The sequence below is a fragment of the Brevibacillus centrosporus genome, assembly GCF_003710815.1.
GTDB classification, from domain to species: Bacteria; Bacillota; Bacilli; order Brevibacillales; family Brevibacillaceae; genus Brevibacillus; species Brevibacillus centrosporus.
The window spans coordinates 1-5,227 of the sequence record NZ_RHHP01000056.1 but is presented as its reverse complement, the minus strand read 5'-3'; the positions used below and the strand labels follow the sequence as shown (position 1 = coordinate 5,227).

Here is a 5,227-nt window from a genome sequence, read left to right as displayed (position 1 = left end):
CCCTGCGGATAATCAAACATTGGCGGAAGGCAACAAGCTGACGGTCCAGGGCTCAGCAACGGAAGCAGACAACGGGAATGTCGTCACGATTTACGGCCAAATTAACAGCCAGCCAAGAAGGGCACTCCATTCGCAGGTATCGAATGGCAGCAGCCCTATTTCTTTTGCAAAAGATCTTGTATTCACCGGCGACCGCATCTATTTCGAGGGAGTAGATATCTCAGGGCCACTGACAGAGGGAACAACAAACACCTTGAAAGTGTGGGCCGAAGATGATCAGCAGGGGAAATCGAACGAGGTAACGAGATCTTTTTCGATCCAGATCAATGATCCTCCAACCATCACTGTTGACCCGTACACCCCAACTCAGACGGGGCTGATCGAGCCAGATACTATCACCTTGTCGGGAAATGCAACTGATCCGAACGGGAACACAATGACGGTAACGGGCCAGCTGAATAGTGGTGCTGCCCAAACACTCCTGAATGGCGTGGCAAGCGGAGCATGGTCTTACACATTCCCTGTTAGTTCACTGCAATCTGGAGCTAATACAGTTACCATTACGGCTACAGATCAGTTCGGGAAAGTAAGGGAAAAGAAATTCAATCTGACAAAAGCAGAGCAAAAGGTTCCTTTGAAGAAGGGGACGGCGCGTTATAAGGTGATTCCTCCACTCGGGACAGCTGAAGGTATTCTTGCTTGGTTAAAACGTGAAAAAGGCGATCTTTCAGTTGAATCCTATGCGTCATTTGTGGATGCAGGGCAGCAGGAGAATTACGCAGCGTGCATGGTATCCAGCGTCGATCTTACTCCAGATATCGCTGAGGACGAGATTGTATATTCAACATTCAATGGTGCTAAGGCAGACATTATGTTCAAACAGATCTTCTTGCGGACAAATACGGCTTCAACACAAGCAGCTACTAGCCTAGTGGGGGCGATTGAGTAATGAAGTACAGAAAGCGAAACCCTGATGGAACACTTGGGGACTGGGTTGAAACACCCTGGAGTCAACAACAATTAGCACCTGAAATGCTAGCTGCTCTTGAGGCGATCGTTATGATGCAAATGGAGACGGAGGACTTAAAGTCTGAAATCGCAACACTAAAAGCTGAAATAGCTTCTTTGAAGGGGGGTGAATGACAATGATTAAACAGTACATGGTACCTGTTTACGCTCTGCTGGTGAAGTCTGGTGGGTGGGTAATCGAACCAACTGGTGCTGCAGGTGAGAAAGTGGTACCTGAGGAATATCGTTTGCCGGTTGCTGAATACCTGGCTGCACAAAATGCGTAACGCTCTTTCCAAAAAGAGAGGGCGTTTTTTCATGGGGGCTGCTGTTGCGGCTCCCTTTTCATGTTTGCCCCAAGGGGGTGAGGAGGGCGGCCAGCCGTGGATGAAATCAAAGATTTGCAAAAGGGGATTACCGAGATTCTGGTGGCAATCGGCAAGATCGAGACTGAGATCAAGCAGCTATCCAGTATGTCAGGGAAATTAGAACAGACAGAGAAAATGGCCATCGAAGCCCTGCAGAGTACAAAGGCTGCTCACAAACGCTTGGACGATATGTCTAAGCAGATTGAAGCATTGGAGAAGAAAATTGAGGAAGACAAGAAGGGCGGCAAGGACGACAAGAAATGGCTGGTAGGTACCGCACTCGCCTTGGTTGCTATTGTCTTGAACTTCCTGAAAGGTGGAGGAACACATTGAGTGAAACAGATTTGCTAGTACTGGCTAAACAATACATGGCGGATAAAGCCCTTATCGTCGTAGTTGTTCTCCTGTTCATCGGCTACTTCTTGAAAAGAACGCCAAAGGTGGCAGATTGGATGATTCCGTGGGCGCTGATCATCGTCGGGATCGTCATGGCATGCGGCCTGCTAGGGGCATTCAGTGTAGTGAACGTGGTGCAGGGTATCTTGGCTTCGGGCATCGCCAACTTGACGCATCAGCTATGGAAGCAGACGACAGACAAACGGGAGAGTGATCAGTAATGCAGGCTCGTAGCCCCGCAAACATCAAGGGGATCGATGTATCCCACCACCAAGGAGCGATCGATTGGAAGAAGGTCGCAGCGGACGGCGTGAAATTCGCCTTTATCAAAGCGACCCAGGGAACAAGCTTCGTCAGCCCGACGCTAGTGAAGAATGCGAAGGCGGCTGCGGCAAACGGAATTAAAGTCGGCTATTACCACTTTGCGGAGCCGGATCAAAGCCCAACAGCCCAGGTAGACCACTTCCTTAAGACGATCCAGGGGCTACCGATCGACTTACCGCTAATCTTGGACATCGAGGGAGACAACGACTGGACTCCTGCCACGGCCAACGCTTTCTCGGCGAGTTTCATGGCCTATTTGCAACAAAAGACAGGCAAGGTGCCAATGCTTTATACAGGGGCCTATTTTGCCAAGAGCAAGCTCACCAATAAAGAGCTGGGCAAATACCACTTGTGGGTGGCTCATTACGGCACGGACGACCCAATGGACAACCCTACATGGAGCCGTTGGGCCGTCTTCCAATACACTAGCAGCGGCAAAGTTGCTGGCATCGCAGGTAATGTCGATATGAACGTAATGGAGATGAGCTTTTGGACAGAATGGACGAATCCACAGAAGGTGGAAAAACCTGTGGACAAGCCGGTTGAAATACCTGCATGGAAAAAGCAGGACCATGACGAATTACTAAAGGCAGGGCTGCTGACATCGGATCATACTGCCAGCTTGGATGAGGCAGTTCCACAATGGATGCTGTTCGCGTTGCTTAATCGTCTCCGCAAGGGTGAGACGGTGCCACAGGAACAGCAGCCTACGCCAGTACCAAAGCCAGATCCAGAACCGGTACCGACTCCGCAACCACCTTCTCTTTTAGAATGGGTAGAGGTCGAGCGGCGTACCGCACTGGCTTCGGTGCAAATTACCTTCGGGACAGCTGGACGCGGTTCTGGTACCCTGCTCCCCGGTGGTTACGTGCTGACAGCCAAACATGTGGGTAATGGCATCGATACGATTAAGGTCCGCACGAAAGCAAATGGCACCATTACAGCCAGCCTGGTAGGTGTTCATCCGGGTTATAAAGGCGAAGACGGTAAGCTTGTCAACGTGGACGTAGCCTTGTATCGGGTGACAGATACCAAACTACAGAACGCGCTACCTTCGCTGCCACTCTCAGCCCAAGGTGTCACATCCGGACAAGAACTACTTGCCGTTGTGCATGGCGATACGTTTGGAAAGGTTAAGCGAGGTGCGGTGGATCGCCCCTCAATCAGCACGTCTATTCCTCCGACTCCCTGGGAGTTCGACTCTTCGATCGACGGAAACCCAGGAGATAGCGGAGGAGCTGCTATCAATCAATACGGTGAGGTGATTGGTGTGATCGTACAGGAAACACCCGTGACTGTGAAGATAAGCGGGAACTGGACGCGCGTCAACGGATCAGAAGCGGTCAACGTTACACACTCAGTTGTGGCTAATTGGCTCAAACAGTTCCTGTAGAGACGGAAGCTCTCACTGTTTCACCTACCCTTGCTGGCGCTGATCAATACCTGTTTCCGCGCGTCTGGACAATGATCTGTCGATGAAACCCTGTTCTTCCGAATGGATGGATTGATAAGGATCAGGCGCACTACTCCCATCACGGCTGTACGGGTTTGGGCTTGAACTGGTGCTGAGGGTGCTATTGTTACCGCTTGAAGATGATGGCCCGCCAGTCGAGCCGCCTCCTGAATTGGACATGGGTAATACCTCCTAGCTTGTTTTATGTATGCCCATACAAGGAATGACACATGCGCAGCGGGCGTCTGGCTATGAAGCTGTCAACGTTGTTCATCCGGTCGTAGCCGACTGGCTCAAACAATACTTGTAATCCCTCTGGTGGAGAAATCCACTGGAGGGTCTTTTCTATTTTCTGGGGGAAATGTATGATAGAGAAAAAGGCGGTGATAGAATGGCATACCACATTTTAAGGGATCTTGGAGAGCGTCCAATTACTTCTCTTATTGACGATGGTGATAGGATTTCACCAGCGCACTTTGACGGTGGCGAACGACCAATTCTAGTATTTACTGATGCTGGACCAAGATGGTGCCTGATCGATGGTGGAGAACGCATTTTTCCAGTATCGTTTGATTTTGGGGAGAGAGGACAAATTGTATTTTTCGAGACAGACCCCGATTGGAGTTTGGATGGTGGAGAACGAGGGATTGTTGCGCTCGATTGCACTGATCCTGAATGGTGTCTGGATGCTGGAGAAAGAGGTATGTTCGCGACCGGTCCGAATTGGTCTTTTGACAGCGGTCCTAAGTGGCATCACTTCGGCCCTCCAGAAGGGAACGGAGGTCCGCAACCCATAACGCTTAGCCCGGGCGAGCAAGACGGGACGACATTCTTGTTTGGCGGGCCGGGAGAAAACAACAGCCCCTACACGTTGAGAGATACCGGCCCTGAATGGGAGCTAGGTCCGTATGAACCAAATCAGAAGTTGTTCGGACCTCCAGAAGGAGACGGCGCTGCACTTTCCGTTGGCCTTACTAAGGATAGACATGCTAGTCAACTGCATTAGAGAAGACGAATGCCCTTCAACGGACTTTAACCGACGAAGGGCATTTTTTTATCACTTTGCACGTACCATGTTCACGAGGCCTTGGTCAATCTGATGACGAGAAAGCGGATGTTGCTTCATCGCGTCCAACACCTTCGAGGTATCGATAGCTAAGTAGTGCTCCAACGTTGACACATGCGCGTGGCCGCTTATTTCCTTCAGAATGAATAGATCTACACCCTGTTTGTGCAGGAACGTCAAGCAGCTACGTCTGAGCGCGTGTAGGCTCAACCCATCCTTGTAGATGCCCAATTTCTTCACGTATCCCTTGAATAGCCAATCTACCCCTTTTCGGCTGTACTGCTGTCCATATTGCGTCAGAAACAACGTCTCATCGTCGGGTCCAGTTACGAAATATTTACGACCGCATTTATACCGGCTGATGGTAGATCTGCTTTCGTTTTTGATTGCTTCGTCGTATACGATTCCCGTCTGCATATAAAGCTGTAGCGCATTAGCAAGCTGTGGGATCATAGGAATGATCCGATCCTTTCCACCTTTCCCATCCCGGACATGAATGTAATTCTCCTCAAAATTCACATCATAGGTTTTAAGGTTGATCAGTTCGCTAACACGGATCCCGGTGTACAGAAATGTCGCAAAGAGAGCGTAGTCTCGAACAGCGTACTTTCC

The 5,227-nt window shown here is 50.2% G+C and carries 8 protein-coding genes; 7 read left to right on the top strand and 1 reads right to left on the bottom strand.

The window, feature by feature from the left end; translation table 11 throughout:
* The 7 genes from EDM55_RS30575 to EDM55_RS29395 all read left to right on the top strand — a co-directional run.
* Positions 1-949 (top strand): Ig-like domain-containing protein (locus EDM55_RS30575; protein ID WP_183191774.1); only part of this gene is annotated, 949 nt, incomplete at its 5' end.
* A complete protein-coding gene (locus EDM55_RS29415) occupies positions 949-1,143 on the top strand; it encodes a hypothetical protein (protein WP_122962092.1) in 195 nt (64 codons plus the stop codon). The genes EDM55_RS30575 and EDM55_RS29415, both read left to right, overlap by 1 nt.
* A 2-nt stretch (positions 1,144-1,145) precedes the next feature.
* On the top strand, positions 1,146-1,295 hold the full coding sequence (locus EDM55_RS30570; RefSeq protein WP_183191766.1) for a CD1375 family protein: 150 nt from the start codon (positions 1,146-1,148) through the stop codon (positions 1,293-1,295).
* Between the two features lie 96 nt (positions 1,296-1,391).
* Positions 1,392-1,709, top strand: coding sequence for a hypothetical protein (locus tag EDM55_RS29410; RefSeq protein WP_122961915.1), 318 nt, complete (start codon positions 1,392-1,394; stop codon positions 1,707-1,709).
* Entirely contained in the window at positions 1,706-1,993 is a 288-nt protein-coding gene (locus EDM55_RS29405; RefSeq protein WP_122962091.1) for a phage holin family protein, read from the top strand. The genes EDM55_RS29410 and EDM55_RS29405 overlap by 4 nt, the downstream gene beginning before the upstream one ends.
* Entirely contained in the window at positions 1,993-3,489 is a 1,497-nt protein-coding gene (locus EDM55_RS29400) for a GH25 family lysozyme (RefSeq protein ID WP_122962090.1), read from the top strand. The genes EDM55_RS29405 and EDM55_RS29400 overlap by 1 nt, the downstream gene beginning before the upstream one ends.
* Before the next feature lie 451 nt (positions 3,490-3,940).
* Entirely contained in the window at positions 3,941-4,555 is a 615-nt protein-coding gene (locus tag EDM55_RS29395) for a hypothetical protein (protein ID WP_141296408.1), read from the top strand.
* A 51-nt stretch (positions 4,556-4,606) separates the two neighbouring features.
* Here the strand turns inward: EDM55_RS29395 and EDM55_RS29390 are convergent.
* A partial coding sequence (locus EDM55_RS29390; RefSeq protein WP_148040085.1) for a tyrosine-type recombinase/integrase occupies positions 4,607-5,227 on the bottom strand: 621 nt, incomplete at its 5' end.